Source organism: Phenylobacterium sp. (assembly GCF_046590535.1).
Classification (GTDB): domain Bacteria; phylum Pseudomonadota; class Alphaproteobacteria; order Caulobacterales; family Caulobacteraceae; genus Phenylobacterium.
The window spans coordinates 1-26827 of sequence record NZ_JBKJTG010000251.1 but is presented as its reverse complement, the minus strand read 5'-3'; the positions used below and the strand labels follow the sequence as shown (position 1 = coordinate 26827).

The following is a 26827-nucleotide window of genomic DNA, read 5'->3' as shown; positions in this document are numbered from 1 at the left end:
CAGCGCCAATCGGTTTTGCGGTGCGCGCGATCTTGCAACGGACGGCTCCAGCCGCTCCACTGCCGCCATGACCGAAGACAGTCTCCGTGATCGCTCCCGCCGCACCCTGGACAGCGCCCGATCAAACTACGAGGACGACCCCTCCTTGCCCAACACCGTGTGGTACGGCCGGGTGCTGGGGTTCCGCTACCGGATAGACGAGGCTATCGCGGTGTTCAGCGAGAGACTGGAGCGGTATCCCGGTTCCTTCGAACTCCTGCGCCAGCGCGGCCATCGCTATCTGTCGACCCGGCGGTTCGCCGAGGGGCAGGCCGACCTGGCGCGCGCCGCGGAGCTGATCGAGGGCAGGCCGGAGTGGATTGAGCCGGACGGGAAGGGCAACGAGCTTCCTGTGCCGGCCACCAGCATCCAGTTCAACACCTGGTATCACCTGGCCCTGGCCCACTACCTGCTGAGGGAATGGGACGCGGCGGAAGCCGGCTACCGGCGGTGCCTGGAATGGGTGCGCCCCGAGGACCACGACGGGCTCACCGCCTGCAATGACTGGCTCTACATGACCCTGCGCCGCAAGGGCGACGAGGCTGGGGCGGACCAGGTGCTGGCGGCGATCCCCGAAGGCCTGCCGGACGAGGCGTTCGTCGAGGGGCCCTCCTACTATCGCCGCCTGCGGATGTACCGCGGGGAGCTTCGGCCCGAGGACCTGCTGAACCCTGACAAGGGCTCCCAGGTGATCCACGATCTGGAGACCCTCTACGCGACCCAGGGCTACGGCGTGGGCAACTGGCATCTCTACAACGGGGAGACGGACCGCGCCCGCGAGGTGTTCGAGCAGATCCTCCAGGGTCGCAGCCGATTCGCCTTCGGCTACATCGCCGCGGAGTGCGACCTGCGCGATATGGCCGGCGGCTAGTCTCCGATCAGGAAGACCCTGTCCCACCGCAGCCGAACCATCTCATGGCGCCGCCGCGTTCCAACAGCCGGTGCTCAACGTTGCCCGGGGTGAAGCAGTGCAACTCCAGCATCCGCAGGCTTGAGAGCTGAGGGTCGCCGCCCCATATTGCTACTCCACCGCCCGGACGCATCCCACCTTGAGCCTCCACGGCGGGAAGCCCATCTCGAAGCCGCTGAAGTGAACCAGGACATCTGGATGCGCCCGCTTACGACCGACCTCGACCGCCGCCAGTTGTTGCGGGCCTCAGCCATGCTCGGCGGCGGCGCGGCGGCCTCGCTTCTGCCCGGGTGGGCGCGGAGCGCGACGCCGGGCCTGGCCACCCTGCCGACCCTGTCCGGCGAGGACATCCGTCTCACGATCGGCCACTCGGCGATCAATGTTGGCGGCCGTTCAGGTCATGCGTTGGCGATCAACGGAACAGTCCCGGGCCCGCTGATCCGCCTGAAGGAGGGCCAGAAGGCCCGGCTGTCGGTGACCAATAACCTGGCCGAGGAAACCTCCATCCACTGGCACGGCCTGCTCGTCCCGTTCCAGATGGATGGTGTGCCCGGCGTCAGCTTCCCCGGCATCCGCCCAGGCGAGACCTTCGTCTATGAGTTTCCAATCATTCAGTCCGGCACATACTGGTATCACAGCCACTCGGGCCTGCAGGAGCAGGAAGGGCACTATGGGCCGCTCGTCATCGACCCGGCTGGCGTCGATCCCGTGGCGTTCGACCGCGAGCATGTCCTGGTGCTCTCCGACTTCAGCTTCATGCACCCGCACAAGATCTTCCAGAAGCTGAAGCAGCAGGGCGGGGTCTTCAATCACCAGCGGCAGACCATTGCAGGGCTGCTGGCCGGCAAGGACCAGACCCTGGCCGAGCGGATTGAGTGGGCGAAGATGCTCATGGATCCCACCGACATTTCCGATGTGACCGGCGCGGCGCTTGAGTTCCTGGTCAACGGTCATGGGCCGCAGGAGAACTGGACCGGACTGTTCAAGCCCGGGGAGCGGGTCAGGCTGCGGTTCATCAACGCCGCCGCCCAGATGATCTTCAACGTCCGCATCCCCGGCCTGCGAATGACCATTGTCGCCGCGGACGGCCAGAACGTCCGCCCCGTGGAGGTCGACGAGTTCCAGATCGGTAACGCCGAGACTTACGATGTGATCGTGCAGCCGACCGACGACCAGGCGTTCACCATCGTCTCGGAAGCTGTGGACCGTTCCGGTATGGGCCGGGCGACCCTGGCGCCCAGGTCGGGGATGACCGCTCCCGTGCCGCCGCTGCGCGAGCGACCGCTGGCCACCATGAAGGACATGGGCATGGACATGTCCGCGCATGCCGGACACGGCGGTGCGCCCGGTGCGGTCGCCACGGTGGATCACGCCGCCATGGGCCATGCACCAGCGTCGGCGGCCGGACCGGGCATGGCGCCTTCGCGCCCGCGGGGCTCTGACGTGATGGGCGACATGGCGGGCATGGACATGAACATGCTCGACCCGAACAAGGCGCCGCAGGTGAAGATAGGACCGGGCGTGCAGATGATCTCGCCGATGCCCATGGATCGCACCGGGGACGCCGGCCAGGGACTGGAGAGCGTCGGGCATCGCGTGCTGGTCTACCAGGACCTCGTCGCCTTGGCCGCGAATCCTGACCAGCGCGCGCCCTCCCGCGCCATGGAGATCCGGCTCACCGGCAACATGGAACGGTTCATGTGGGGCTTTGATGGCCGGAAATTCAGCGAGAACCCGCCGCCCTATTCCCTACGTCACGGCGAGCGTGTGCGCGTCACGCTGGTCAACGACACCATGATGACCCACCCGATCCACCTGCACGGCCACTTCTTCGAACTGGTCCATGGGCCCGTGGGTCACCTGCCACGCAAGCACACCGTCAACGTCTTGCCGGGCGGGAAAGTCACCTTTGACGTCACCGGAGAGGCGGGTGACTGGGCGTTCCACTGTCACATGCTCTACCACATGCACGCTGGCATGTTTCAGGTGTTCAAGGTGCGCGCCGGCGCGGGAGCAGCCGCATGAGCCGGCTCGCCCTTCTCTGCCTGGCGTCCGCCGTGTTCGCCACCCAGGCGGGGGCGCAGACACCGGATCCTCACGCGGCTCACCGGGCGGCGACACCGGCCGCCCAACCGGCAGATCCGCATGCCGGCCACAACATGCCGGCTGCGCCAGCCGCCGACCCTCATGCGGGCCACACGATGCCGGCCGCTCCAGCGACCGACCCCCACGCGGGGCATATGATGACGGCCCCGCCCGCCACCGCGGCTGACCCGCATGCCGGCCACGTCATGCCCGCGGCGCCAGCCGCCGACCCTCACGCGGGCCACGTCATGCCTGGCGCAGCATCGGTGACGAGCGCGGCGCAACTGCCGGTGGGGTCCTCCCCGCCCCCGCCGCCGCCGACCGACAATCTGGCGGATAGCATCTATTCGGCTGACCAGATGGCGCGGGCCCGTGACCTTCTGCGTGAGGAGCACGGGGGCGCCAGGCTTTCCCAGGTGATGGCGAACCTCGCGGAGTATCAATCAAGGCCGGGCGGCGGAGGTTACCGCTGGGATGTCGAAGGCTGGTGGGGGGGCGACATCAACCGCTTCGTCCTCAAGTCCGAGGGTGAGGGCGGCCGACGCGAAGGTGTCCACGAGGCAGAGATCCAGGCCCTCTTTTCGCGCGCCGTGACCCGGTATACCGACCTGCAGATCGGTCTTCGTCATGACCTGGAGCCCCGGTCCGTCACCTACCTGACGCTCGGCGCCGAAACGCTCTTTCCCTACTGGTTCGACGCCGAGGGCGCCCTCTTCCTGTCGCAGGACGGCGACCTCCTCGGGCGGGTAGAAGGCAGCTACGACTTCCGGCTGACGCAGAGGCTCATCCTGCAGCCCAGCGCGGAATTGGAGTTTGCGGCCCAGGACGTGCGCGCCTCCGATATCGGCTCCGGCTTGTACTCAGCGGAACTAGGCCTGCGGCTGCGTTACGAAATCCGCCGGGAGTTCGCGCCCTACATAGGCGTCAGCTATGAGCGGAGCCTGGGGCGCACCGCCGATTTCGCCCGTGGAAACGGCGAGGATGTCGGCGACACCCGCTTCGTGGCCGGACTTCGGGCGTGGTTCTGATCGCAGGATGGCGGCGCCTCTCAGACGGCTGAAACCGGAGCCAGTGTGCCGAGCCAGGCCACCAGGACCAGGATGGCGCCCGCCGCGGCCGTCTCGAGGATGAGGCTCTGTCGCAGGTCTGTCAGCGCGTATGGGGTCTGGGCGCTGCCGTCCAAGCTGCGCGCGAGGGCGGGCGTGAGCCTGAAGCGGTTCGAGGCCGCCAAAATGAGCATCACCGCGAACAGCCCAAGCTTCGCCAGAAGCAGCCGGCCATAGGTGGTCGTCCATAGGCCGTCCAGCCTGTCCGGCCCGACCAGGAACCAGCCGTTGACCGCACCTGTCGCCACGATCACGCCCACCAGTGCGGCGCCAACCCCCGCAAAGCCGTGCAGGGCGCCGTGCAGCGAGCGCTGATGTTCAGGCGAGGTGGCTGATCTCGGCCAGCAGAGGAGTAGGAAGGCGACGAGGGCCCCCGTCCAAGCCGCGGCGGCCAGGCTGTGGAGGATGTCGGCGACCAGATGCACGCGTCCGGCCAGGCCTTGAGTGGCCGCGCCGTGTCCCATCCAGGCCAGGCTGGCGCATCCGGCGGCGCCAAGCGCGCTCACCAGACCCCAGAGCAGGCCACTAGGGCGTAGCGTGAGCAGGAGGGCAAGGGCCGAGGCGCCGGCGACAACGCGGAGCACGCCGGCTTGGCCAATCCCGGTGCCTGTGATGACGAAGGTGAGGGATTCTGCCTTGAGGCCTTCCGCCAGGGATCCCGCCATGACCGATGTCTGGGTCAAGAGCCCGACAGCGGCGGCGGACACCGTAACCAGCGCGCCGGAGATTAGCAGGGGCCGGGGCCAATGAAGGCTCGCCGCGGATGCGGGTCCCGCCCGCGGCAGCCCGTAGAGCAAGAAGAGCGACGACCCGAAGAGGGTCATCGCTCCTGCATACTGCGCCAGCCTGACCAGGACGTGCGCGACCTCAAGCATGGCTTCATTTCACCTTAAAGTCGACGTCTCCGGTCATCCGATGGCCATCGGATGACGCCGCATGCCACTTGATCTTGTAGCTGCCCGCCATGAAGGCGCCTTGGGGCGTTCCGGTGATCGTCGTGCCGTTCTTTGAGACCACGGTTGTCACAGGCACCTTCATGTTGTTGTGCTCGACCATGAGCAGATCGAAGCCGGAGAAGGCGGGCGTCACCTTCTCCTTGAACCTCAGGATTATGACCTTCGGTGCAGCTACAACAGCGTTGGCTGCGGGGTTAGACGTCAACAGCTTGGCGTGAGCTGCGGCCTGGCCTGCCAGAAGCAGGGCGCCGGCGCCGACCGCGGTGGCGAGGCCTACCAGTTTCCGAATTTGCAAGATGACGCTCCTTGATGAACTTGAGGAGGATTCAGCCGATCCGTCCTGAACCCCTACTGAACGAACGGCAAGTTTACGCCATCCGCGGCCTATTTCAGAGACAAGTTCCGTTGCGCGAGGCCTGGCTGTTCCCCTCGGTGAAAGACGCCGCCATCGTCTTTTCGGGCGGCCGCTGGCGCGCACCGGCGGCGTCGCCCGCTGCTCCGCGGGTTGCCCCTGTCGATTCCCGCCGGCGCAACCGGAGGGTTCGGGGGAGGGAGCGCCGGCCTGTGCGGCCGCGGCGTGGATGCCTTTGGATCGACCGCCGAGGCTGGCGCCGACGAGCTTGTTGTAACCGGCAATCCGGTAAGAAGGGCCGCAACGGTTCGTTCTGCCAGGGAACATAGAGCCCGCGTGACGGTCCGAGTGGCCGAGCGGTCGCCACTCACTGAGGGCGGTTTTACCTACGCGGCCGCGTGGGCCGCTGCGGCGGCGGCCATCATTTTGTCGAACGCGCCGCTGCGGATCATCTCTCGGCGCTCTTCGAGGCCACGGTGGAGTTCGGTCAAGGTCTTGGCGGCGTGCTGGTTCTTCTGGATCGCGCGCCAGTAGGCAGCGACGTTCGCGTTGGCGGGAATCGGATCGTCGACGCCCACGGACGGCAGGACGTTCTCGACCAGGAACAAGCCAGGGACGAGGGCGCAGTCGGCCATTGTGACCCGGCCGCCGCATGCGAAGCCATCACTGCCAATAAGCTTGTCGAGCGCTTTTATGTTGCGCACCACCTGACCGCCGAGCAGGTCGACAATCCCCTGGTTTCGAGTGGCGGCGCGGCTCTGGGGCGATAGCATGAACATGTTATTCATGAGGTAGATGTCGCCGATGCGGGCGATCGTGCGGATGTGCGCGGTCTCGCGCGGCGTCGTGCCCAGCATCGAGGGCTCGGGGTAGATCTGCTCAAGAAACTCCGCGATCACTTCAGATTCCGGCATCATGTCGCCGTCGATATCCAGCACGGGGATACGGCCGATCGGATGGTCGTCGCGGAACTTCGGCATGCCGAAATGCGCTGGCCGTTCCAGCGTGATGTCGGTGATGCCCTTGGCGTAAATCTGCATCCGCACCCGAGCGGAGTACGGGCTGAGATCTCCGGAATAAAGCTTCATCATGGTCAGGCGCTCCTCTTGTCGATCTCTCGGAGGTGGAATAGTTGGCCTTGCCGTTGCTGGTGCAGACGACCGCGTCGGTTGCGACGCTCCGCTCTTGTAGCCGGCGAGGGCCAGCGGCGCGGGCGCGTCGGCCTGGCCTCATGGCAGAGTGCGTGTCACCTTACTTCAGCGCCGCGCCGGGATGAGGACCCTCATCTCCTCGTAGCCCTTGATGAAGATCGAATAGCTGCGCTTTGGCTCTTCGAGCAGGCGTACCTCCGGGAAGCGCTTCAGTATCTCCTCCCAGATGATCTTCAGCTGTAGTTCCGCCAGCCGGTTGCCGACACAGCGGTGAATGCCGAAGCCGAAGGACAGGTGCTGGCGTGGCCGTGGGCGGTCGATGATGTAGGCGTCAGGGTTCTCGATCACCTCTTCGTCGCGGTTGCCCGAGACGTACCACATGACGACCCTGTCGCCCTTCTTGATGGTCTTGCCCCGGAAATCGTAGTCCTGCGTCGCCGTGCGCGCCATGTGCGCCAGCGGCGTCTGCCAGCGGATGGTCTCGGACACCATCGAAGGGATCAGGTCGGGGTTTGCGCGCAGCTTGTCGTACTGATCGGGGCTGCGGTTCAAGGCAAAGATCGAGCCCGAGATCGTATTCCGCGTGGTGTCGTTGCCGCCAATGATCAGCAAAGCGACGTTGCTGAAATACTCGTCCATGGTCAGGTTCCGCGTCTGCGGAGCATGGGCCAGCATCGAGATCAGATCGCCGGCGGGCTCGGCGTTCACCCGCGCGTTCCAGAGGCGCACGAAGTAGTCGCGACAATCGGCGAGCGTCGCCATGCGCTCCTGGAAGGTGGCGACCGGGCCGTGCCCTGGCGCTGTGGTCATGGCGTCGGACCAGTGGGTCAGCTTGCGACGCTCCCCGAACGGGAAGTCGAACAGCGTCGCCAGGGTCATGGTAGTTAATTCCTTGGACACCAGGTCGACCCAGTCGAACGGCTCGCCGATCGGCAGAGAGTCGAGGATCAGCCCCGCGCGCTCGCGGATCTGTGGGGCCATCCGTTCGAGACCGGCCGGCGCCAAAGCCGGGCTCACGGTCTTGCGCTGCTCGTCGTGTCGCGGCGGGTCCATGCCAATGAAGCTCGGCGCCGAAGCGCGATTAAGGGCTTTCAGCATCTCGGGAGTGAGGTTGGCCTTGGGCGGAAGCGCGATGCCGTTGGCCGACGAAAACACCTCGTGATTGGTGTCGACCGCCATGATGTCGTTGTACTTGGTGATCGACCAGAACGGGCCGTAGTTGCTCTCCGGCGTCCAATGGACCGGGTCTTCCCGGCGGAGGCGCTCGAAGTAGGCCCAGTGCGCGTCATCGCGGAAGGCCGAGGCCCATGCCGGGTTCAACTCTTCAAGGGGCGTTTCATAGGCCCGCTTATGGGCCAAAGCGCGCTTTTCGCTCAGCACATCGATCATGCCGTCTGCCATGGTGTCGCTCCGGACCCTGCGTGACCGGCAGCTTGCGGGCTTCGAACTTTGTTCGACAAGGCACTATCTCCCGCCTCAGTGCATCTTCCCGGCTGCGGTTTCGAGCTACCTCACGCAAGCGCCCCTTTCCTGGCAATATAGCGCAAGCCGACATCGCCGATCGCGGAGCCTCGGACTGAAATGAACCGCCCTGCGGATTTCAAGCTTTCCCCCAGCGGGGCCACGCTTAGGCGCCGCGCCCTGGACGCTGCGCAAACGCTACTGGAAGAGGCGGGTGTCGAGGGGCTTCACCTGCGAGTGATCGCTGACAAGGCCGGCAGCGCGGTCGCGAGCCTCTACTATCACTTCGCCGACAAGGACGCCTTGCTGACGGAATTGGCGAAGCAGGGTTGGCGCGACCTGGGGATCAAGATCGCCCGGGCCATGGACCGTGGCGCGGCCCCCCATCAGGTCGACGCCGCTTCCTCCGCCTATCTCCAATTCATCCAAGACCACCCACAGCTTTACGCGTTGATGCAGTCATGCCCGATATTGACAGGCGACGCCCACACACGTGCCGCCGAGCAGGAAGCCTTCGTCGTGTTCCGAAGTTCGCTGGATGGAGACGACCGGGTGCCGGCAGCGCAGGTCGAGAGCGTCGCGCTGCTGCTGTGGGTCCTGGGACGGGGGATCGCCGCGGCCACTTTGGCGAGCGGCGCGCCGGACCCAGGCGCCGCGGCGGATCTTAGAGCAAAGGTCCTGAGCGGCTTTACCTTCCTGTTGTCGTCGCGCTTCAGAGGTTGATCGCGGAAGCTCGACGCGGCGGGCCGTCGACCGACGCGAGGTCATCCACACCGTACTTCACGTACAACATCCACAAGACGGATCACTTCGGGCGAGCTGTCGAACTAGCGGAGGGGTTGGTAGAGCGGGTGATCACGGCCGTCAGCTCAGCCCACCTCCACCCTTCGGAGCGGGGCCAGCCGCGCCATTTCTGGACATTAGCCTTGCCCACAGTCGGACCTTCGTGCCGCGCGCGAAGGCCGAGTTCGACCTCATGCGGACGTTGACGGACCCGTTGAGTGTTTCGGACCAGAGGCGCCGCGTGCAGTTCGCGGCGCCGGCGCGCATGGCATAGTTTCGGCGTTCAGGTGCTTAGGTACCTCAGGATCGAGCGGACGGCGCCCTGTGCGTCCGAGCACGTCAGGATCTGATAGACGCGGGCATCACGCGCCGCGCAGGGACGCGCGTACGGCGGTGGCGGATGGAAGGCAAACCTCGGCAACCCTACGAGAGCTGACGCAAGGTCATCCTGCGGGCGTGTTAGCGTTCCCGGATGGCTCACCTCCTCCGCTCGGTCGCAGTCGTGCTGGCTGGGGCTTGGCTATCCGGCTGTATAGCCGCGGACATCCCGTACCCGCAACTCGAGGGTAAGTACGCTAGCCCCGCTTCGCGCTATATGACGTTGCCGGACGGGCTGCGCGTCCACTATCGCGACGAGGGCCCGACGGATGCGCGTGTCGTCGTGCTGGTGCACGGTTTCGCAGCCTCCCTGCACGCCTGGGAGCCCTGGGCCGAGCGGCTCCGGGGCGAATACCGGGTTCTGACGTTGGATCTGCCGGGCCACGGCCTTACGCGGGCGCCGGCCGACTACCGGACGTCCACGGCCGGCAACGTCGCCGTCGTCGACGAGGTTACCCGCCGCGTGGGGGTCGAGCGGTTTGTGGTGGCCGGGAATTCCATGGGTGGGGCGGTGGCCTGGTCTTACGCGCTCGCCCATCCCGAGCGGCTCGAGGGCCTAGTGCTGGTCAACGCCGCAGGCTGGCCGTCGGAAGCGCGCGGCGCAGGCGGCCCCGCGGTTTTCAAGCTGCTAACCAACCCGGCAGGCCGGGTCCTGCTGCGCAATCTTGACCCGCGGCCGCTCGCCGCCCGAGGCCTGCGTCAGGCCTACCAGGACGAGCGCCTTGTCACGCAGGCGCTCGTGGACCGCTACGTGGAGCTGGCGCGTGCGCCAGGGCATCGCGCCCTGCTGACGAGCGGCAGTGGCGGCAGGTCCACGACGCCGCCTCAAAGCTTCGCCCGGATTCGCACGCCCACCCTCGTTATGGTTGGGCTGAAGGACCAAGTGATCCCGCCGGAGCGCTCGCGCGGATTCGTCGGCGGCATACCGGGATCGAAGCTGGTAACCTACGCCGAAGGCGGACACGTTCCGATGGAACAGATGCCGGAGGAGAGCGCCCGCGACCTCCGAGCCTTTCTGCAGGCGCTGCCGCCCGTTGGGTTGCCGGACTCATAGCCCAAGGTTCGCTAGGGGCGCCAAACGTTCCAGTTGGTGCGGGCAGTCCTACGACAACTCGTCTCCGGTTTGGCGCAGTGGGCCTGATCTGCCCCAACGCGACCGATATGGAGCGGCATTGAGGAACCTCATCGCCCTCATGAGCCGAATTGATGAAGCCGCACCTTGCCCGGGCGAAGACGGCCCACATCTAGGGTGAGCGGACCGGGCCCCTCTGGCGATCAAGGTGATCGCGATGTCGGACCGCATCGGGCGCGCTCGATGCTGGCTCTCCTCTCCCCCGACGGAGCTGCATCGAGCGCTCCCTTGAGAGAGGAGCTCATATGAAACACCATCTTGTCCACCGCCTGAGAGTGGAGCACACGCAGCTCGAGGCGGCCATCGTCGAGGAGAACCGGCGCCCGGCGCCCGATGAGGCGCGGCTGCGCGGCCTCAAGTTCCGCAAGCTGTCGGTGAAGGATCAACTCTGGGCTGCTGAACTCGGCCTGCTGCTCGTCCCCGCCCGCTGATCGCCTCCGCCGCGCCCGTCCGCAAGGTTCCGCGGGCGGGCGCGGCGCCTGCCGAACGCAAGGCCGACACCCCGGGGTGGATGTGGCTGGGGTGGTGCCAGTCTTATGCGAACTCGTCTCCGGCAAGCAAAGAGGGGAGGGGAGGGTCGGGCTCAGGCCGCAAGGGTCCGCCATTCGGCTCGTGAAGCTGGCGTCCCTGGCTCCCGACATTCAGAGCGCGATGCTGCGCGGCGCGATTTCGAAGCCGTAAAGTGACGCCGACTGGCGCAGGGTCCCGCTTGCGTGGGCGGCCCAGCGGGCGATGTCCCTGGGCATGCCGGCCGCAACCCGTCACCAGTCCTCATCGTAGAGTCTTTGCATAAATCTTCCGGCGCGCCCATCACCTCGACCATGCCCCTAGACAATCGGTCGATGCTTCCTCCCCTGTTGGGGTTCATTCTGCTGGTCGTCATGGTCTTCGGCTCCGTGTGGCTGGCCAATCAGCAACAGCAGAGCTCCACCCTCGTGCGCCACGCGCTCGAGGTCGAGAACCGACTCTCTTCGGTCTTCTCGCAGTTACAGGACGCCGAGACCGGCACGCGCGGCTTCCTGCTCACCGGCGAGGCCAGCTATCTGAAGCCCTACGAGGCGGCGATCTCCGTCATCGATCGCGAGGTCAAGGCGCTCGCGGTGACCACGGCCGACAATCCTCGTCAGCAAGCCTCCTTGAAACGCCTGGGCGAGCTTTCGACAGCCAGGCAGCAAGGCCTCCGCGAGAACATCGCCCTCTACCGGGCCGGCAGTCGCCAGGGCGCGACCGCCCGGCTGGATCGCGGTAAAGCGCTGATGGACGAGATCCGCGCCGTCGTGATCGCGATGAAGGCCGAACAGCGCGATCTGCTGCGGATCCGCGATCGGGTCACTGAACGCCAGGCCCTGCTCGCCCAGCTGGCCTTGGTCCTCAACGGCGTGATCATCGCGGCCCTGGCTTTCGTCACCTTCCGCCAGGCGCATCTTCGGCTCGCGGATCTCACGGCCCGCGAGAGGCACCTGCAGTCGATCCTGGACACCGTGCCCGACGCCATGATCGTCATCGACGAGCGCGGGCTCATGCAGTCCTTCAGCGCTGCCGCCGAGCGCCTGTTCGGCTGGCCGGGTGACGAAGCCATCGGGCGAAACATCCGGATGCTGATGCCGAACCCCTACCGTGATGAGCACGACAGCTATCTGGACCGGTATCTCACCACGGGGGAGCGGCGGATCATCGGCATCGGCCGAATGGTCGTGGGCGAGCGCAGGGACGGCTCGACCTTCCCCATGGAGCTGTCGGTCGGCGAAATGAGGGTTGGGGACCGGCGGTTCTTCACCGGCTTCGCGAGGGACCTGACGGAGCTTAATGCTGCAAACATCGACCTGAAGGTCTCGGCCGCGAATCTAAAAGCCGCGAACGCCCAGCTGAAGGAAGAGCTGGAGACCCGGCAAGCGGCTGAAGCCCAGGTCCGTCAGATGCAGAAGATGGAGAGCATCGGGCAGCTCACCGGCGGTATCGCCCACGACTTCAACAACATGCTGTCGATCATCATCGGCTCGCTCGACATCGCCAAGCGGCGGCTCGACACCGACCGGGCCCGCGCCGTGGTCTGTATCGACAACGCCCTGGAAGGCGCTCACCGCGCGGCGCTGCTCACCGCGCGCCTCCTTGCCTTCTCACGCCAGACACCCCTCGAGCCACAGGCGCTCGACGTCAGCAAGCTGGTGGGCGGCATGTCTGAGATGCTGCGGCACACGATCGGTGAGCACCTGCGGGTGGAGACCATACTTGCTGGCGGACTCTGGCGCGCCTTCGTCGATCCGGGCCAGCTCGAGAACGCAATCCTCAACCTGGTGATCAACGCCCGTGACGCCATGCCGGAGGGCGGCAGGCTGACGGTGGAGACCTCCAACGCGCACCTCGACGACGCTTATGCCGTGGCCAATCCGGAGGCTACGGCGGGCCAGTTCGTCCTGGTCTCGGTCACCGACACGGGGATCGGGATGCCGGCCGACGTCATTGAGCGGGTGTTCGACCCCTTCTTCACCACCAAGGGGGTCGGCAAGGGCACGGGGCTCGGCCTCAGCCAGGTGCATGGCTTCGTCAAGCAGTCCGGCGGCCATGTGAAAATCTACTCCGAGCCCGGCCACGGCACGACTTTGCGGCTCTATCTGCAACGCTACGTCGGCGCCGAGGGCGCCCTCGATGCGGACAAGCCGGCGATCAGCGCCGAGACGGCCCAAGCCAGGGCCGGCGAGGTCATCCTGGTCGTCGAGGACGACGAGAAAATCCGCTTCCTCTCGGTCGAAGCCTTGCGCGATTTCGGTTACACGATCGTGCAGGCCAGCGACGCCGCCCAGGCGCTGGCGGTCCTGGCGGTGACACCGCGCGTCGACCTGCTGTTCACCGACATCGTCATGCCCGACATGAATGGCCGCCAGCTCGCCGACAGGGCCCGCGAAACGCGCCCAGACCTAAAGGTGCTCTATACGACCGGATTCACCCGCAATGCCGTGGTCCACAACGGCGTCCTGGATCCCGGCGTGGCGCTGATCGCCAAGCCCTTCACCATCGACCAGTTGGCCATCAAGGTGCGTCTGGTGCTTGACGGCGCGGGGATCAACCGTCTGGGTTGAGGGCCTGGGCGGCTCTCATGCGTGGCGCAGCGCCAGATCGAATGGATTGGTTGTTTGAAGTGCGATGGCGTTACCCGCCCACTTCGTAGAGTCTTGCAACGTCCGGTCTGGAGCATTCTGCTGGCTGCGCGAGGTGCTGGCAGGCTAACGCTAACTCTTCTCCGAATATGCCGCTTGGGCGGCGCCGGAGGTAAGGTCCTCATGGGTGGTGGGGTCTGTTTGTAGACGCGCCGCAGGGCGGGACCCCTCGGGAGGCCGCGATTAGCGAGCCATCACGTGTGTGACCGCGGCAAGGCGGAGCGCCCGGTGCGCGCTCCGCCTTGCCGTCCTAGCGACGGGGATAGTTGCGGCCGTCATCGCGGCGACCGTCATTCCAGTCGTCCTGGGCGTCGTGGCCGTCCTCATGGGCTTCGTGCATCACGTCATGCAGTTGCTCCAGTCGCCGCTGGATGTCCTGACCTTCGCGCGGGTCCAGGAGGCCATCTCGCGAACGAAAATAGAGTTCCCGCTGCCGAATCTGCCTCAGCTGAACCATGAAGTAGCGAGCCTCCTGGCGGGTGTAGGACCCGTCGCGAAGGCCGTGCTGGATGCCCTCAACGTCATGTTGGTAGAGATTGTCGAAGCTCTGATAACCGCCGAAGTACTGACCATACTGACGCTGGTTCTGGTCCTCGTGTTCGTGCGGTTGCGCTATGGCTGGAGCCCCGACGGCGCCGATGGCGGCGGTGGCTAGAACGATACTCAAAAGCTTTCTCATCGTGCCGATCCGTTGCTGAATGGCCGAGACGGCCGTTCCTACAACACGCCACGCATCGAATGAGCGTCACGTGAGCCCGCCCTTCATCTCGCGTTCACTGGGGCGGCGCGCCTACGAGGAGCGCGAGCACCGGACGGCAGGCCCCTTGGCCACCTATGTCACCCGCTTCCAGAAAACGTCCAGCGGTGGCCCCTAGCCTTCGGCTTGCTCATGCCGCTCACCTCGGCGTTCGCGCTGTGCGCGGCGCTCGGCGTCCCGCCAGAGGCCCGGGCGCTGCTGGCCACGCTGGCGGCCAGCGCCTGCTATATCGCCGTGCTGGAGGCCATGCGGCTGGCGCTGCCGCAGGCGGCGTCTACCTGCCGCTTTCGCTGGGCGCGACCTTCCCCTTCGACATCATCGTCGGCATTCCGCTCTATCTGTGGCTGAGTTGGCAGTTCGGCCTAGCGGGCGTAGGCCCCTGCGCACGTTTAGGGGTCAGGGATTGCACTCATCGCACCAAGTCGGATCGGCCATGCCAGGAATGTCGCGCCGTTCGGTCTCCCCGCAGCCGACGCAGCGGCGGACTTCGGCGAGGGTCATCCGCGTCGGCGTCCCGCAATCGCCGCAGGGCAGGCCCAGGATGCGCTCGTTGACCACGAACCCCGGTCGATCGCAGGCTCGGCAGCGCGAGGCATAGCCCGTAACGAGGTCGCGGCCGGCGGCTTCGATGGCGGTCATGCGGGTAGGATTGAGGTGGGCGCGCATATCCGTGCTGAGGACGAAATGGCCGTCCCGGGCGATCAGGTCGTTCGCCAACTCCAGGAGCCGGTCCTGCGCTTGCACGGCCTTGGCCACAGGCTCGGCAGCTGCGATCTCACCGCTCGGGCAGCGGCCGACCACCAGGGCGTGCGTGGGGAACCCAGCGTGCTCGGCGAAGCGCAGGGCCTCCTCTGGGCTGGCGATCAGGGCCTGCCGATAGTTGGTCTTGGCGGTGACGTGGTGGCCCAGCACCTCCTGCCCGGTTTCCCGGTCGAGCAGCAGGACGAGTTCATGGCCGCCGGGGATCAGCGGCATGGCCGGATGCGGCCCGAAGCTGCCTTCGCTGGCGACCGCGAAGCGGGCGTCCGGCGAAAGCCTCAGCGCCAGCTCCGCCTTGGCCCGAGCGGCCTCCAGTTGCGTGCCCAGGCGCGCGACTTCGCCGGTGAAGGTGCCGAACAGATCGGTGTCCAGCCCCTGCGCCAGGGTCGTGTCGAAGCCGAGCTCGGTCTCCAGCAGCGGCGCCAGGACGCGCTCCTTGCCGTGCATAGTGGCGATCACCGCCAGCGGCCGCATCAGCGGCCTTCCGCGGCGACCGGGCCGACGAACTTCCAGTCGAGCCTGGCGCCGGCCTGGAACGGTACGAGCTCGGAGCCCGCCGCCGCCAAGCTCTCCCACACACACCATGAGGTCCGCCCCAGGGCGACGAAGCCGGGGTTGAGTGGCAGGCCGTAGAAGCGCGGACCGTTCTCGAAGCGATGCGGCGCCCGCTCTGGCCCGACCGTGGTGTGCCGGCTGGGCAGTCTCGACTTGTCAGGTGGAAGCAAAAGGGCGCCCGAGGCCGGAGCCTCGCTCATAGCTGGGGTTGCGAGCACGGCGGGTCTGGTTGACCGCAAAGGGTTGGGGCCGACCGGCCGTTCATCTTGCTCCGCCGCCATCAGAAGTAACCCTGCCGTTTCTTGGACTCCAGCGAGCCGCCCTCGTCGGTGTCGATCAGCCGGCCCTGGCGCTCGGAGTGGCGAGCGGCCAGGGTCTCGATCAGCACTTCGGGCAGACTTGCGGCGTCGGACTCGATCGCCGCGGTCACCGGCCAGCACCCGACGGTGCGGAAGCGCACGTGGCGGGTGACCGGCTCCTCGCCGACCGCGAACGGATAGCGCGCGTCCGCCACCACCAAGAGGGCGCCGTCGCGCACGACCGTGGGGCGCGGCGCGGCGAAATAGAGCGGCGCCAGCGGCAGGCTTCGCGCCCAGGCATAGGTCCAGATGTCGGCCTCGGTCCAATTGGAGAGCGGGAACACCCGCGCCGTCTGGCCAGGCGAGAGCCGCGCGTTGTAGAGCCGCCAGAGCTCCGGCCGCTGGGCGCGGGGTTCCCAGCCGTGGCCCTGTGAGCGGATCGAGACCATCCGCTCCTTGGCGCGCGACTTCTCCTCGTCGCGGCGCGCCCCGTCGAAGATCACGTCGCAGCCCAGCTCGTCGAGCGCGGCCTTAAGCGGAAAGGTGCGCATGAGGTCTGTGTACAACGCCGAGCCGTGGGTGAAGGGGCTGATCTTCTGCGCCAGGCCGTCCTCGTTGCGCCGGACGATCAGCTCGAAACCCCAGTCGCGGGCCAGCGCGTCGCGGAAGGCCAAGGTCTCAGGGAACTCGAAGGTGGAGTCAATGTGCATCAGCGGCATCGGCGGGCGAGACGGATAGAAGGCCGCGGTCGCCAAGTGGGCCAGGACGGTGGAGTCCTTGCCGCCGGAGAACAGCACCACGGGACGCCGGGCGTCGGCCGCGGCCTCGCGGAAGATGTGGATCGCCTCGGCCTCCAGCGCACGCAGGTGGGGCGGCAGGTCGCCGCCCGTCTCAGGCGGCTTGGGCGACATCGGCGTCCTGGACGATGGTGAAGCGGACGCTGGCGTCGTGGGTGTAGACGAAGCTCAGCTTCCGCCACATGGCTTCGGCGTCGTAGCGCGTGGAGAACGGGCCGATCACCTCCGACCAGCTGCGATGCTGGAAGGTCATGTCGATGTGCTTGCCGCCGATCACCCAGTAGCGGCCGTTCTCGGTTGGATCCCAGCGGGTGCGCATGGCAGGCTCCTATTGTCCCTGGCCGAGGCTGAAGCCAGGCTCGCCGTCGAAGGTGCAGAGGTGTTCGGTCTTGATGAAGTCGACGCCGGCCAGCGCTGCGCGGCTGCTCAGCGCGACGATGTCGGTCAGCTCCATCGGCCCGTCGCCGTTCAGAAACCGGCAGCGCCAGTGGTCGGTGCAGAAGGTCTCCGGCAGCCCCTCCGGCCACACCTTGACGCCGCGATTGGTGATCATCTTCAGCGCCAGGGGGCCGTGCTCGATGGTCTTGAGCTTGCCCGCCAGGTCATCGGCGCCGCCGCGCCACTGTACGAAGAGGTCGACGCCCACGGTCTCCTTGCGGGCTGGGGCCTGCGGCTTGCGCGGCGGGAGCTGGAAGGGCCGGCTGGCGGTATATCTCACCGGCTTCAGGGTCTGGGGTTCCCGGTCAAGCCGCGCGATCACCGCCTCTGCGAAACCTTGCGTGCCCACCAGCTGCTGCGAGACGCCGTGCTGCCAGACGTCCTTGGTATGGACGCCGGCCTCAAGGGTCGCGAGCCAGGCATTGTGCACCCGCTCGGCGACCCCAGACTGGCCCAGGTGGTTGAGCATCATCACCCCGCCGAGCAGCAGGCCGGACGGATTGGCGCGGTCCTGGCCGGCTAGCCTAGGGGCCGAGCCGTGGATGGCCTCGAACATCGAGACCTGTTCGCCGATGTTGGCCGAGCCCGCCAGGCCCACCGAGCCGGCGATCTGGGCAGCCACATCAGAGAGGATGTCGCCGTAGAGGTTGGGCATCACCAACACGTCGAACATCTCCGGAGTGTCGGCGAGCTTCGCCGCGCCAATATCGACGATCCAATGCTCCTGCTCGAGGTCGGGGTACTCGGCGCCGATCTCGTCGAACACCTTGTGGAACAGGCCGTCGGTCAGCTTCATGATGTTGTCTTTGGTGAAGCAGGTGACCTTCTTGCGGCCGTTGGCGCGGGTGTATTCGAAGGCGTAGCGGACGATCCGCTCGCAGCCCGGCCGGGTGATCAGCTTCAGACACTGGAACACTTCGTCGGTCTGGCGGTGTTCGATGCCGGCATAGAGGTCCTCCTCGTTCTCGCGGACGATAACCAGGTCCATCGCCGGATGCTTGGTAGCCACAAATGGAGCGTAGGCCGCGCAGGGGCGGACGTTGGCGTAGAGGCCCAGCGACTTGCGGATGGTGACATTCAGCGACTTGAAGCCGCCACCCTGCGGGGTAGTGATCGGCGCCTTGAAGAACACCTTTGTGCGCCGCAGGCTGTCCCAGGCCGAGGGCTCGATCCCGGAGCTGAAGCCTCGATTATAGACATCCTCACCGATCTCGATGGTCTCGATGTCCAACTGGGCGCCGGCGGCCAGCATCACGTCGAGGCTGGCGCGCATGATATCCGGTCCGATGCCGTCGCCGTAGGCCACGGTGATCGGCGCTTTCAAGGATAGGTCGCTCATCTCAACTCCGTCGGACTCCAGCGCCCGTGGAGGACGACATAGGCCGGAGCCGGAACCCCCGGTGGTTGATTTTGGTGATACGTAAGATATGAATCTTTAATGATGCGGCCAAAAATATCCGGATGATCAATCTTGAGCTCGACCTGCTGCGCACCTTCGTGACGGTGGCGGAGGCGCGCAGCTTTACCCGCGCCGGCGAGCGTCTCGGCCGCTCTCAGTCGGCGATCAGTCTGCAGATGCGGCGCCTGGAGGACCGGCTGGGGCAGACCCTGCTCTCGCGCGACCCGCGTCATGTCGTGCTGACCGCCGAGGGCGAGCGCTTCCTGCCGCAGGCCCGCCAGTTGCTGCGCCTGAACGACCAGATCCTGGCCGGGCTGATCGGCGTCGAGGTTGAGGGCGAGGTGCGCCTGGGGGCGCCCGAGGACTTCGCCACGGTTCACCTGCCGGACATCCTGGGCGAGTTCGCGCGCACCCACCCGAAGGTCGCGCTTACGGTCACGTGCGACCTGACGCTCCATCTTATCGACCGGCTGCGTGAAGGCGCGCTCGATATCGCGCTGGTGAAGCGCGAACCGCTGGGGCCGGACCTTGGCGTGCGGGTCTGGCGCGAGCCGCTGGTCTGGGTTGCCGCGGACCCCGGCGTGCTGGAGCGCAGCGCTGTCGCGCCGCTGGTCGTCGCGCCCAGCCCCTGCGTCTACCGCAAGCGCGCGATCACGGCGCTTGAGCGGCAGGGGCGAGCCTGGCGCGCCGCCTACACCAGCCCCTCGCTGGCGGGACAGCACGCCGCCTTGCGGGCTGGGCTGGGCGTCACGGTGCTGCCTCGCGAGATGACCCCCGCCGACCTCACCATCCTGGGCGCAGAGCATGGTCTTCCGACGCTCGCCGACGCCGAGATAGCGCTGCTTCGTGCGCCGACCGCCGTCCCGCCGGCCGCCGAGCGTCTGGCGGAGTTTGTGCTCACGTCACTCGATCGCCGACACGCCCTGGAAGCAGGCTGACTATGGCGCTCGACTTTCCAACGCCGTCCGGCCCGGATCGTCCGCTTTGGCCTTGAAATCAGCCGAGCACCGCTTCCGTTTCCCAGTCATAAAGTCCGTCCTTCAAAGACGGCGATCCAACCCATTTCGTTCAAGCTTCATCGGTTCCCGCCGGACGTGATCCGGTTCCTTTCCAGCCAAGCCGCCATCTACAACACCTTCAACACCCAGACCCGTCTGATCTCCCGACCTGGTCTGCGTAGCCTGCGCGCTCAGGCCCATACGCCCTGGGTAGCTGCAACCGCGGCCCCGTAATCGTCACAGTGGGGAAGAGGCTCTTGCCGTCGGGCTGAGTTAAGTTGTCAGTTCCCCCTGCATTGCTTGCTTCGTCGACACTGGCGCCTACAACCGTTGCAGGCGGACGATTGCCGTTCCGGTCCTAACCGAACGGAAAAAAAACCAAAAAAAACCGCGCCCTGGGCTTTGGCAGGCAAATAATTCTAAGCCATTGGGGCAAAGTGGGGCTTGAACACCTTTTGGCTGGGAGCAGGGGCAGCAGCATGCCGACGCAGCGGTCCCGATATGTATATACCTATCTTGACACTCGCTGCGGGCGGGCATGAAAAGTTTCTTACGCGGACCGAGGAGAGCGCCGTCTGCGCCCACGGATCCGGGTTTCTAAAGGGGGTAGTGATGAACCTATTTTCCAAGCGGCTTCTGTTCGCAAGCGCCTGCGCATCCGCGGCTCTGATGAGCCCGATGGCGACGGCTCAGGAAGCGGCCAGCGTCGACGAAGTCGTCGTCACCGGCAGCCGCATCAAGCGCGCCGACATCGAGGGTGTCGGACCCGTCACCGTGGTCCAGCAGAAGGACATTGCGGCCACCGGGATCGTGAACGTCGAAAACCTGCTGCAACGGCTTCCGGCCGCCGCCGGGTTCGGCGGCAACCAAACGAACGCCTACTGGAGTTCGCGCGGCTGGGGCACGGCGACGATCAACCTGCGTGGTCTGGGCATCAATCGCACGCTGGTGCTGCTGAATGGCCGCCGGCTGGTGAACGGCGGGACGGGCGCCAACAGCGCCCCGGACCTGAACACCATTCCCACCGCCATCATCGGGCGGGTGGAAGTGTTGAAGGACGGGGCCTCCGCCGTTTACGGCACCGACGCGGTGGCCGGCGTCGTTAACATCATCACCCGCAGCGATTTCGAGGGTTTCCAGATCAGTGGCCGCTACGCGCTCACGGACGAGAGCGACGGGGACGATCGCACCATCGACGTTTCCTACGGCTGGCGCGGCGAACGCGGCGGCGTCGCCCTGGCCGGAACCTGGCAGAAGACGGACAACGTCAACATGGCGACCCGCGCCCCGTGCCCGCTGAGCGGCGCCACCGGCGTGCTCACCTGCCTGGGCAGCGGTTCCACCGCCGGCGGCCGCGCGACCCTGGCCAATGGCCAGGTCGTCAATTTCATAGGGGGCAACAGCTTCGAGCCTTACACGGCGGCGCGTCACGGCTACAACGCCAACCCGTTCCTGAACGCGGTCAATCCGATCGAGCGCTTCACCACCGGCGCATTCGGCGACTTCCAGCTCACCGACAGCGTGACCCTGTTCGGCGAGGCGCTCTACACCCGCCGCAACACCGAACAGCTAGCCTCGCCCGGCACCCTGCTTAACCTCGTCATCGGCGCCACCAATCCGACCAACCCCACCGGCCAGACCGTCACGGTCGTCCAGCGGCGCCTGGTGGAGGGCGGCCCGCGGGTCGCGTTCCAGGAGACGGACACCTACCAACTCACCGGCGGCGCGCGCGGCAAGTTCGGCGGTGACTGGACCTGGGAAGTGGCCGGCAACTACGGCCGCAACGAAGGCATCGACGGCTTCACCAACATCGCCAACCGCCAGCGGGTGGCCAACACCATCAACCTGGCGGTTTGCAGCTTCGCCGCTGGCGCCCCGATTCCCTGCGCCGATTACCTCGGCCCGGGCGACGTCACGCAGCAGGTGGTGAACTACATCCTCACCACCACGGTGGACCGCGGCGGCAACGAGACCCGCAATTTCACCGCCGACGCTACCGGCAGCCTGTTCGAACTGCCCGCCGGACCCCTACAGATGGCCGCCGGCGCCATGTACCGCGAGGACCGGGGCTGGCGTAATCCTGATCCGCTGATCGTCGCCGGCATCGCCAACTCCAACCAGCAGAGCCCGATCGAAGGTTCGATCAAGGCCAAAGAGGTCTACGCCGAACTGAGTGTTCCGATCATTCGCAACCTTCCCCTTATGGAGATGGTCCGCGTCGACGGCGCGATCCGCTATTCGGACTATGAGCGGTTCGGCAGCGATACGAACTACAAGGTTGGACTGGACTGGACGCTTGGCTGGGGCCTGCGCGCGCGCGCAACCTGGGGCACCGCATTCCGGGTGCCCAACGTGGCTGAGCTGTTCAGCGGCGTGACCCAGGGCAACCTGACGACCACGGACCCGTGCAGCCGCTACGCCACCAGCACCAACGCGGTGTTGCGGGCCAACTGCCAGGCGGCGGGCGTCCCCGCCGGCTTCATCCAGCCGAACAACACGATCCTCACTACCACCGGCGGCAACGTGAACCTGGAGCCGGAGAATGCCGAGACACTGACCCTGGGCGGGGTCTGGGAGCCCCCGCTCGTGCCGGGCTTGGCGCTGACGGTGGACTTCTGGAAGATCGACATCGACAACGCGATCCGGTCCATCCCCGGCTCAACCAAGCTGGCCGTCTGCTACAACACCCCTGGCCTCGCGCATCCGTTCTGCAGCCCTGACCAGTTCACCCGCAACGTCGTAACGGGCGAGGTGAGCTTCCTGTCCTCGCAGCAGGTGAACGTCGGCGCCGAAACCGCGAAGGGCGTGGACGCTTCGGCTCGGTACACCTGGGATTTGTTCGGCCGCACGGCGACGCTGGATGCAGGTGTCACCTACCTCGACAAGTACACCGTCATTCCGTTCCCCAGTGCGGCGCCGATCCTTTTCCGCGGCTTCATCGGGGGCGGCAACGGCGGCTATCCGAAGTGGCGCGGTCTGACGAACTTCCGGGTCGAAGACGATCGCTGGAGCGCCAACTATTCGATCCAGTGGATCGGGAAGGCGACAGACTTCAACGCCGCGCCCACGGCCATAGGCTATCGGACGGAAGACATCTTCTACCACAACGCCCAGTTCTCCTACCGGGTCACCGATAAGGCCGTGGCGGCCGTAGGCGTCGACAATATCTTCGAGCCGGATGCCCCCTTCATCCCAAGCTACACCGACGGGAACACCGACACGATGGTCTACGACCTTCTCGGCCGTCGCGGGTATGTCCGGTTGACGTACGCGTTCTAAGCGCCAGGAACGCCGGCGGGGCCCACCTCCCGCCGGCGTCCAATTTTTGAGACGATGATGCGACTGCCCGCTTTAGCCCGAAAAATCCACAAGTGGATCGCCCTGATCGTAGCGATCCAGGCCATGTTCTGGACCGTGACCGGCATCTATATGACCGCGGTCCATATCGACATCATCCATGGGGATCGGCTGGTGAAGCCCGATACGGCCCGGCCGTTGAGCCTTGAAGGCTTGGTCGAGCCCGGGCGCTTGGCGCAGTTCGCGCGGGGACTGACCTCGGCGAGGCTGGAGACCCAGCTGGGTCAGCCCGTCTATGTGGTCGAGGCCGATGGTGGCCAGGCGCTCTTCGACGCGCGCACAGGCGCGAAATTGTCCCCGATCACCCTTGAGCAGGCCCAGGCTCGCGCTGTGTCGATGTTCGCTGAGGACGGGCGCGTCGTTAGCACCGAGTTCATCACCAAGGCGCCGCTGGAGGTCCAGACGCGGCCCGTGCCGCTCTGGCGCGTGGAGTTCGAAGGGGCCTGGCGGCCGACGTTCTACATCTCGCCCTTCACTGGGGAACTGGTGACGCGCCGGCACGATCTGTGGCGGACGTTCGACTTCGCCTGGATGCTTCACATCATGGACTACGACGACCGCCAGGACGTGAACAACCTCCTGCTGCGGATATTCACCTGGATGGCTGTGGTGACCGCAGCAAGCGGAGCCTGGCTCCTGCTCTACAGCTTCCGCCGCAGACGTCGGGCGCGCATGCCAGTCGCGGGGGCCGTCTGAGATGTCGCAAATCCGTTGGCTCCACAAATGGTTCGGCCTCGTGCTCGGGCTGCAGTTCCTCCTCTGGGCTATTAGCGGGTCCATGATGGCGCTTCTGGACCATCACAAGGTCTCGGCAGAAGGCGTCATTCTGCCCGTCGCGCAGATCGCCATGCCCGCGGAGCCCATGCCCCTGGCGGCCATAACGGCCGCGGTTGGCGCCCCGCTACTGAAACTTCAGCTCAAGCCGCTCTACGATCGCTACGTCTACGAAGCGACCACGGCCGATGGCGTCCAGATCATCGACGCGCAGCATGGGCGGTCGATACCCATCGACGCCGCAAAGGCGCGTGAGTTGGCCGTGGGCCGTTTTGGCGGCGATGCTCCCGTTCGCTCGGTGGAGCGGGTGGAAAAGGTCACCCTGGAAACCCGGGATCTGGCGCTGCCGATCTGGCGCGTCGAGTTTGCCGATCCGGAGCGTACAGCTCTGCTGGTATCAGCGACCAACGGCGACGTCCTGGCCGCCAAGAACAACACATGGCGGCTCTGGGACTTCTTCTGGATGATCCACATCATGGACTACACGGAACGCCAGAGCTTCAATCATCCGCTGATCATCACCGTGGCGACGGGGGTCGCCTGGCTGGCCATCAGCGGCCTGATCCTCTTGTTCCGCAGCTTCCGGGCGTCCGACGTGACTTGGATTACCACGCCTCTGGAGCGCCTCGCCGCGCGACAGCGAAACACCGTGAGACGCCATCAGCCCAAGCCCAGGCCGGGCACGTCAGGGTCAGACCAGAACGAAAGGATACTGCCGTGAAGCTAGTTGCCTTCTTGATCGCACTCCTGGCGCCTGCAAGCGCTTTCGCGCAGGCCCCTCCCCACGTGCACAAGGCGCCATCACCCGCGGTTCTAGAGAAGAAGATGGTGCCGGCAACGGCGATCTCGCCGGCTTACATTCAGCTCGCGACGAACGTCGAGGTGATCCCAAACATTGAGGACGCGGTGAAGTCGTCCGGAATCCTGACGCACGAGGGGCTGTTTGGGCCGCTGCTCTTCGCCGAGGAGACGCGGGCGTTCTTCATCGAACTGAAGCCGGGGATGTTCCTCGCGGAACACCCGCATGACATCGGCAGCATCATCTACACGGTGCGCGGCAAGTGGGTGCTGGCCAGCGAAGGCAAGCGACAAGTGATGCAGGCCGGCACGCTGTTCCGCTTCGGCGACAAGATGCCGACCGGTTGGGAAGCACCGTTCTCGGAACCCGCCCTCTTGCTAGTCGTCAAACCCAAGGGCGAGAACAAGAGCTACGACATCTTCAGCCGGGGCATCAAGGCGATGCAGACGGCGGTCGATAAGGACCGCAAGAGCGGTCTGCCCTTCTATTACAACGAGCTGAAGCAGGACGATCCGGCGATCGCCTTCGCCCGCAGCGTCAACCCCGACTTCGACGCTGTCCTGAAGATCAAGTACTAGAGGCGCGACCTTTGGCACGTTCGCACTACCTGCTGGCTGCTCTGGGCGCCCTGCTCCTCCAGGTCGCGTCTCCAGCGCTGGCGCAGCCGGTTCCGAAGGCTCTCAGGCCGGTGGCCTGGAAGATCGTCGAGTCCGTCGACATCGCCGCGTTCAACAAGGATCTGGTGGCGGGGAAGCCAACGTTGGATGTCGGGATCTACCTGCCGTCGAACTTCGATCCGGCCTTCAAGAAGCTCACGCTGGAACAGATGGTCGACGGAGTTCGATCCGCCAAGGAGATTTACAAGCCGGCCGGGGTCCAGATCAACCTGCTTTGGGTCAAGACCGGTGCGATCGACCCAAGGCATCTCGCGATCCAGTCCAACGAAATTCCGCGGGTGCCGGACACCGAGTATGTCAACTTGTATGAAGGGAACAAACGCCACCCGACCGAGCTGACGGACATGGCGCGGAGCGCCTTCCAGAGCATGATAGAACCGCGGAAGGACAGCGACCGTACCATCTACCTAGTGGCCCTCCAGGACGTGATCATGCCGTTCCTAGAGCGGTCCGACGGTCGAAACTGGACCGTCAAGATGGTGCGGACGGGCGGCCTTTCGTTCCCATCCTATTCCTACTACGGCACCATCCCGAGGGCGTATCGAGGCGTGATCACTGTCGACAACCTCTCGACGCCGAGCCGGGGCCGCCGGACGATCGCTCACGAAATCGGTCACAAGGTGATGAATGTCAGCCACGAGTATAAAACCACCGATCCGGGCTTTGAAGTCTACGCCGACGGCGGACTGATGCTGTATGGCGACGGGGAAGATATTCCGTCGGGCGCGGAAGGACGCTGGCACCTCGAGCGCCTGCTGATGTCGCCGTATCTGTACCGTCTGCGGCCGGATGGCGCCAAGCAGTGGAATCCCGACTACGAGGATGGTGGCCACTACTACGACCCGATCTACGGCGACAAGGTCGTGCGCTTCCCGGGCCAGCCCAACATGGACCCGAACTGGTGATGACGACCTCATACTGCCCCCCGTCTCGTTTCGGCCAAGTCAACGCGCCGGGTGGCAGTGTGAACGTGACCTCGGCCCACTCGATACCGAGTTGCGCGCGACACCCGCCCACCCCTTTCCTCTTCAACCCGTCGTCCGAGTTCTCCATGCGCAAAATCCTCCCCCTGCTCGCCGTCGCCGCGGCCCTCCTCGGCGCCTTGCCCGCTGTGGCGCACGACGAGATGGAGGTCGCGGGCCAGGTCACGGTGGTCACCGCCAAGACGATCCAGGTCCGGACGAAGGATAGGCGGCTCTTCACCCTGGACGTCGACGGCAATACTCGTGTCGTGATGGCCGGAAAGAGGTTGAGCGTGAAGGATGTAAAGGTCGGCCAGTCGGTCAAGGCGCTCGGATTCGGCGACAAGCTGACCGACCTGGTGGCCATCGACGTGGTGATCGCCCCACCCCAGCCCGCCAAGCGCCGGTGATCCCGACGCCGTAGAGAGCCACCCGTCAGCATTCCCGTGAAAGCTTCACTTCCCACACAGCAGGGCGCTGGCCGCACGGAGCTGGCCGCGGCGCTCCTGCTCGCCCTTGTGGCGGTGGGCTCAGCCGCAGCCCACGGTCTCGAAGGAAAGGATGCGGCCTTCGTGGCCGCCACCCGTGGGCCGGACATCGTTCCGTTCCTCTATCTCGGCGCCAAGCACATGGTGACGGGCTACGACCACCTGCTGTTCCTCCTCGGCGTCATCTTTTTTCTCTACCGGATGAAGGATGTCGCGCTCTACGTGACCCTGTTCTCGATCGGGCACTCCCTGACCCTTCT

25 protein-coding genes and 1 pseudogene are annotated in these 26827 nt (G+C 65.9%); 16 read left to right on the top strand and 10 right to left on the bottom strand.

The features are described 5' to 3' along the window. The first annotated feature begins 67 nt into the window (after positions 1-67). The 3 genes from ACLL81_RS15815 to ACLL81_RS15805 all read left to right on the top strand — a co-directional run bounded on the left by ACLL81_RS15815 (position 68) and on the right by ACLL81_RS15805 (position 4062). A complete protein-coding gene (locus ACLL81_RS15815; RefSeq protein WP_411289324.1) occupies positions 68-910 on the top strand; it encodes a hypothetical protein in 843 nt (280 codons plus the stop codon). A 237-nt stretch (positions 911-1147) separates the two neighbouring features. Further along, entirely contained in the window at positions 1148-2974 is a 1827-nt protein-coding gene (locus ACLL81_RS15810; protein WP_411289323.1) for a copper resistance system multicopper oxidase, read from the top strand. After that, positions 2971-4062: a copper resistance protein B gene (locus tag ACLL81_RS15805; protein ID WP_411289322.1), complete on the top strand. Its 1092-nt coding sequence runs from the start codon at positions 2971-2973 to the stop codon at positions 4060-4062. The genes ACLL81_RS15810 and ACLL81_RS15805 overlap by 4 nt, the downstream gene beginning before the upstream one ends. 20 nt (positions 4063-4082) lie before the next feature. On the opposite strand, the gene copD is transcribed toward ACLL81_RS15805, so the two are convergent. The 4 genes from copD to ACLL81_RS15785 form a co-directional block, all read right to left on the bottom strand. Continuing rightward, positions 4083-5015 (bottom strand): copper homeostasis membrane protein CopD, encoded by a 933-nt coding sequence (gene copD / locus ACLL81_RS15800; protein WP_411289321.1) that lies wholly within the window; start codon positions 5013-5015, stop codon positions 4083-4085. 4 nt (positions 5016-5019) lie between these two features. After that, positions 5020-5391 (bottom strand): copper homeostasis periplasmic binding protein CopC, encoded by a 372-nt coding sequence (copC, locus tag ACLL81_RS15795; protein ID WP_411289320.1) that lies wholly within the window; start codon positions 5389-5391, stop codon positions 5020-5022. 443 nt (positions 5392-5834) lie between these two features. Then, a complete protein-coding gene (locus ACLL81_RS15790; RefSeq protein WP_411289319.1) occupies positions 5835-6539 on the bottom strand; it encodes a glutathione S-transferase family protein in 705 nt (234 codons plus the stop codon). Positions 6540-6704: 165 nt separating this feature from the next. After that, a complete protein-coding gene (locus ACLL81_RS15785) occupies positions 6705-8000 on the bottom strand; it encodes a cytochrome P450 (RefSeq protein WP_411289318.1) in 1296 nt (431 codons plus the stop codon). A 180-nt stretch (positions 8001-8180) separates the two neighbouring features. Here ACLL81_RS15785 and ACLL81_RS15780 point away from each other — a divergent pair, with 180 nt between their 5' ends. From ACLL81_RS15780 to ACLL81_RS15765, 4 genes are all read left to right on the top strand, one after another. Beyond that, a complete protein-coding gene (locus ACLL81_RS15780) occupies positions 8181-8783 on the top strand; it encodes a TetR/AcrR family transcriptional regulator (RefSeq protein WP_411289317.1) in 603 nt (200 codons plus the stop codon). Between the two features lie 655 nt (positions 8784-9438). Next, positions 9439-10275 (top strand): alpha/beta fold hydrolase, encoded by an 837-nt coding sequence (locus ACLL81_RS15775; protein WP_411289316.1) that lies wholly within the window; start codon positions 9439-9441, stop codon positions 10273-10275. A 323-nt stretch (positions 10276-10598) separates the two neighbouring features. After that, on the top strand, positions 10599-10784 hold the full coding sequence (locus ACLL81_RS15770; RefSeq protein ID WP_411289315.1) for a DUF465 domain-containing protein: 186 nt from the start codon (positions 10599-10601) through the stop codon (positions 10782-10784). 282 nt (positions 10785-11066) lie between these two features. Then, a complete protein-coding gene (locus ACLL81_RS15765; protein WP_411289314.1) occupies positions 11067-13430 on the top strand; it encodes a CHASE3 domain-containing protein in 2364 nt (787 codons plus the stop codon). Between the two features lie 328 nt (positions 13431-13758). Here ACLL81_RS15765 and ACLL81_RS15760 read toward each other — a convergent pair whose 3' ends face one another. Further along, positions 13759-14175 (bottom strand): hypothetical protein, encoded by a 417-nt coding sequence (locus ACLL81_RS15760; protein WP_411289313.1) that lies wholly within the window; start codon positions 14173-14175, stop codon positions 13759-13761. A 222-nt stretch (positions 14176-14397) separates the two neighbouring features. Between ACLL81_RS15760 and ACLL81_RS15755 the strand changes: the two are divergent. Continuing rightward, a pseudogene (locus ACLL81_RS15755) lies at positions 14398-14552 on the top strand (sodium-dependent bicarbonate transport family permease); the annotation flags it as partial. A 109-nt stretch (positions 14553-14661) separates the two neighbouring features. Here ACLL81_RS15755 and ACLL81_RS15750 read toward each other — a convergent pair. The 5 genes from ACLL81_RS15750 to ACLL81_RS15730 all read right to left on the bottom strand — a co-directional run bounded on the left by ACLL81_RS15750 (position 14662) and on the right by ACLL81_RS15730 (position 18452). Further along, the gene (locus tag ACLL81_RS15750; protein ID WP_411289312.1) at positions 14662-15498 is read right to left on the bottom strand and encodes a DUF6671 family protein; all 837 of its coding nucleotides are present in this window, start codon (positions 15496-15498) and stop codon (positions 14662-14664) included. After that, positions 15498-15779, bottom strand: coding sequence for a hypothetical protein (locus ACLL81_RS15745; protein ID WP_411289311.1), 282 nt, complete (start codon positions 15777-15779; stop codon positions 15498-15500). The genes ACLL81_RS15750 and ACLL81_RS15745 overlap by 1 nt, the downstream gene beginning before the upstream one ends. A gap of 80 nt (positions 15780-15859) precedes the next feature. Further along, positions 15860-16789 (bottom strand): sulfate adenylyltransferase subunit CysD, encoded by a 930-nt coding sequence (gene cysD, locus ACLL81_RS15740; protein WP_411289310.1) that lies wholly within the window; start codon positions 16787-16789, stop codon positions 15860-15862. After that, the gene (locus ACLL81_RS15735) at positions 16770-16994 is read right to left on the bottom strand and encodes a hypothetical protein (RefSeq protein WP_411289309.1); all 225 of its coding nucleotides are present in this window, start codon (positions 16992-16994) and stop codon (positions 16770-16772) included. Before ACLL81_RS15735 ends, cysD begins: the two co-directional genes overlap by 20 nt. 9 nt (positions 16995-17003) lie before the next feature. After that, positions 17004-18452 carry an NADP-dependent isocitrate dehydrogenase gene (locus tag ACLL81_RS15730; protein ID WP_411289308.1) on the bottom strand — a complete coding sequence of 483 codons (1449 nt, stop codon included), beginning with the start codon at positions 18450-18452 and terminating at the stop codon, positions 17004-17006. 122 nt (positions 18453-18574) lie between these two features. Between ACLL81_RS15730 and ACLL81_RS15725 the strand changes: the two genes are divergently transcribed. The 8 genes from ACLL81_RS15725 to ACLL81_RS15690 all read left to right on the top strand — a co-directional run. Beyond that, positions 18575-19450, top strand: coding sequence for a LysR substrate-binding domain-containing protein (locus ACLL81_RS15725; protein ID WP_411289307.1), 876 nt, complete (start codon positions 18575-18577; stop codon positions 19448-19450). Between the two features lie 672 nt (positions 19451-20122). Next, entirely contained in the window at positions 20123-22789 is a 2667-nt protein-coding gene (locus ACLL81_RS15720) for a TonB-dependent receptor domain-containing protein (RefSeq protein WP_411289306.1), read from the top strand. A 57-nt stretch (positions 22790-22846) separates the two neighbouring features. Then, on the top strand, positions 22847-23563 hold the full coding sequence (locus tag ACLL81_RS15715) for a PepSY domain-containing protein (protein ID WP_411289305.1): 717 nt from the start codon (positions 22847-22849) through the stop codon (positions 23561-23563). Position 23564: 1 nt separating this feature from the next. Further along, positions 23565-24362, top strand: a complete 798-nt coding sequence (locus tag ACLL81_RS15710) for a PepSY domain-containing protein (protein WP_411289304.1) — start codon at positions 23565-23567, stop codon at positions 24360-24362. Beyond that, positions 24359-25018 (top strand): cupin domain-containing protein, encoded by a 660-nt coding sequence (locus ACLL81_RS15705; RefSeq protein WP_411289303.1) that lies wholly within the window; start codon positions 24359-24361, stop codon positions 25016-25018. The genes ACLL81_RS15710 and ACLL81_RS15705 overlap by 4 nt, the downstream gene beginning before the upstream one ends. Positions 25019-25029: 11 nt before the next feature. Continuing rightward, positions 25030-26022, top strand: a complete 993-nt coding sequence (locus ACLL81_RS15700; RefSeq protein WP_411289302.1) for a hypothetical protein — start codon at positions 25030-25032, stop codon at positions 26020-26022. Positions 26023-26168: 146 nt separating this feature from the next. Beyond that, positions 26169-26489, top strand: coding sequence for a hypothetical protein (locus tag ACLL81_RS15695; protein WP_411289301.1), 321 nt, complete (start codon positions 26169-26171; stop codon positions 26487-26489). 36 nt (positions 26490-26525) lie between these two features. Continuing rightward, positions 26526-26827 (top strand): HupE/UreJ family protein (locus ACLL81_RS15690; RefSeq protein WP_411289300.1); only part of this gene is annotated, 302 nt, incomplete at its 3' end.